This window comes from Aeribacillus composti, from assembly GCF_007827555.1.
GTDB classification, from domain to species: Bacteria; Bacillota; Bacilli; order Bacillales; family Aeribacillaceae; genus Aeribacillus; species Aeribacillus composti.
Genome location: NZ_VISS01000062.1, coordinates 1,215 through 4,215, shown reverse-complemented (window position 1 = coordinate 4,215; position 3,001 = coordinate 1,215). Strand labels below are relative to the sequence as shown.

The window sequence follows — 3,001 nt, the reverse complement described above, 5'->3', positions numbered from 1 at the left end:
CTTGGTTAAGTCCTCGATCGATTAGTATCCGTCAGCTCCACGTGTCACCACGCTTCCACCTCGGACCTATCTACCTCGTCATCTTCAAGGGATCTTACTCGCGTTTAGCGATGGGAAATCTCATCTTGAGGGGGGCTTCACGCTTAGATGCTTTCAGCGCTTATCCCTTCCGCACATAGCTACCCAGCGGTGCCCCTGGCGGGACAACTGGTACACCAGCGGTGCGTCCATCCCGGTCCTCTCGTACTAAGGACAGCTCCTCTCAAATTTCCTGCGCCCGCGACGGATAGGGACCGAACTGTCTCACGACGTTCTGAACCCAGCTCGCGTACCGCTTTAATGGGCGAACAGCCCAACCCTTGGGACCGACTACAGCCCCAGGATGCGATGAGCCGACATCGAGGTGCCAAACCTCCCCGTCGATGTGGACTCTTGGGGGAGATCAGCCTGTTATCCCCGGGGTAGCTTTTATCCGTTGAGCGATGGCCCTTCCATGCGGAACCACCGGATCACTAAGCCCGACTTTCGTCCCTGCTCGACTTGTAGGTCTCGCAGTCAAGCTCCCTTCTGCCTTTGCACTCTCCGAATGATTTCCAACCATTCTGAGGGAACCTTTGGGCGCCTCCGTTACCTTTTAGGAGGCGACCGCCCCAGTCAAACTGCCCACCTGACACTGTCTCCCGCCCCGATCAGGGGCGCGGGTTAGAATGTCAGTACAGCCAGGGTAGTATCCCACCGTCGCCTCAGCGCAAGCTGGCGCTCACGCGTCTCTGGCTCCTACCTATCCTGTACAAGCTGTACCCACATTCAATATCAGGCTGCAGTAAAGCTCCACGGGGTCTTTCCGTCCTGTCGCGGGTAACCTGCATCTTCACAGGTACTATAATTTCACCGAGTCTCTCGTTGAGACAGTGCCCAGATCGTTACGCCTTTCGTGCGGGTCGGAACTTACCCGACAAGGAATTTCGCTACCTTAGGACCGTTATAGTTACGGCCGCCGTTTACTGGGGCTTCGGTTCGCACCTTCGCTTTTCGCTAAGCGCTCCCCTTAACCTTCCAGCACCGGGCAGGCGTCAGCCCCTATACTTCACCTTACGGTTTCGCAGAGACCTGTGTTTTTGCTAAACAGTCGCCTGGGCCTTTTCACTGCGGCTCATCATGGCTTATCACCTTGATGAGCACCCCTTCTCCCGAAGTTACGGGGTCATTTTGCCGAGTTCCTTAACGAGAGTTCTCTCGCTCACCTTAGGATTCTCTCCTCGCCTACCTGTGTCGGTTTGCGGTACGGGCACCTCTCACCTCGCTAGAGGCTTTTCTTGGCAGTGTGGAATCGGGAACTTCGGTACTTCCTTTCCCTCGCCATCACAGCTCAGCCTTCCGGCAAGCGGATTTGCCTGCTTGCCAGCCTAACTGCTTGGACGCGCACATCCAGCCGCGCGCTTGCCCTATCCTCCTGCGTCCCCCCATTGCTCAAACGGTGAGGAGGTGGTACAGGAATATCAACCTGTTGTCCATCACCTACGCCTTTCGGCCTCGGCTTAGGTCCCGACTAACCCTGAGCGGACGAGCCTTCCTCAGGAAACCTTAGGCTTTCGGCGGAGGGGATTCTCACCCCTCTTTCGCTACTCATACCGGCATTCTCACTTCTAAGCGCTCCACCGGTCCTTCCGGTCCGGCTTCGATGCCCTTAGAACGCTCTCCTACCGCTGACACCAACGGTGTCAACCCGCAGCTTCGGTGATACGTTTAGCCCCGGTACATTTTCGGCGCAGAGCCACTCGACCAGTGAGCTATTACGCACTCTTTAAATGGTGGCTGCTTCTAAGCCAACATCCTGGTTGTCTAAGCAGCTCCACATCCTTTTCCACTTAACGTATACTTTGGGACCTTAGCTGGCGGTCTGGGCTGTTTCCCTTTTGACCACGGATCTTATCACTCGCAGTCTGACTCCCAAGGATAAGTCATTGGCATTCGGAGTTTGACTGAATTCGGTAACCCGATGGGGGCCCCTCGTCCAATCAGTGCTCTACCTCCAAGACTCTTCCCTTGAGGCTAGCCCTAAAGCTATTTCGGAGAGAACCAGCTATCTCCAAGTTCGATTGGCATTTCACCCCTACCCACACCTCATCCCCGCACTTTTCAACGTGCGTGGGTTCGGGCCTCCAGCAAGTGTTACCTTGCCTTCACCCTGGACATGGGTAGATCACCTGGTTTCGGGTCTGCGACCTCGTACTATTTCGCCCTCTTCAGACTCGCTTTCGCTGCGGCTCCGCCTTTCGGCTTAACCTTGCACGAAATCGCAACTCGCCGGTTCATTCTACAAAAGGCACGCCATCACCCGTTAACGGGCTCTGACTACTTGTAGGCACACGGTTTCAGGTTCTCTTTCACTCCCCTCCCGGGGTGCTTTTCACCTTTCCCTCACGGTACTGGTTCACTATCGGTCACTAGGGAGTATTTAGCCTTGGGAGATGGTCCTCCCTGCTTCCGACGGGATTTCACGTGTCCCGCCGTACTCAGGATCCACTCGGGAGGGAACGGAGTTTCGACTACAGGGTTGTTACCTTCTCTGACGGGCCTTTCCAGACCTCTTCGTCTACCCCGTTCCTTTGTCACTCCTTAATCGAGTGTCCTACAACCCCAAGAGGCACGCCTCTTGGTTTGGGCTGTTCCCGTTTCGCTCGCCGCTACTCAGGGAATCGCTGTTGCTTTCTCTTCCTCCGGGTACTTAGATGTTTCAGTTCCCCGGGTTGCCCTCCATACCCTATGGATTCAGGTATGGATACTGCCCCATTACGGACAGTGGGTTCCCCCATTCGGACATCTCCGGATCGACGCTTACTTACAGCTCCCCGAAGCATTTCGGTGTTTGTCCCGTCCTTCATCGGCTCCTAGTGCCAAGGCATCCACCGTGCGCCCTTTCTAACTTAACCGTTTCTTCCTAACATGAGCGATCTATTCGTGAATGTCTTTCCGTTATCCAGTTTTCAAAGAACAATCA

General features: G+C 55.3%; 1 rRNA gene. It reads right to left on the bottom strand.

What is annotated here, in order from left to right:
* Position 1: 1 nt before the first annotated feature.
* Positions 2-2,933 (bottom strand): 23S ribosomal RNA (locus tag FB379_RS18100).
* Between the last annotated feature and the right edge of the window lie 68 nt (positions 2,934-3,001).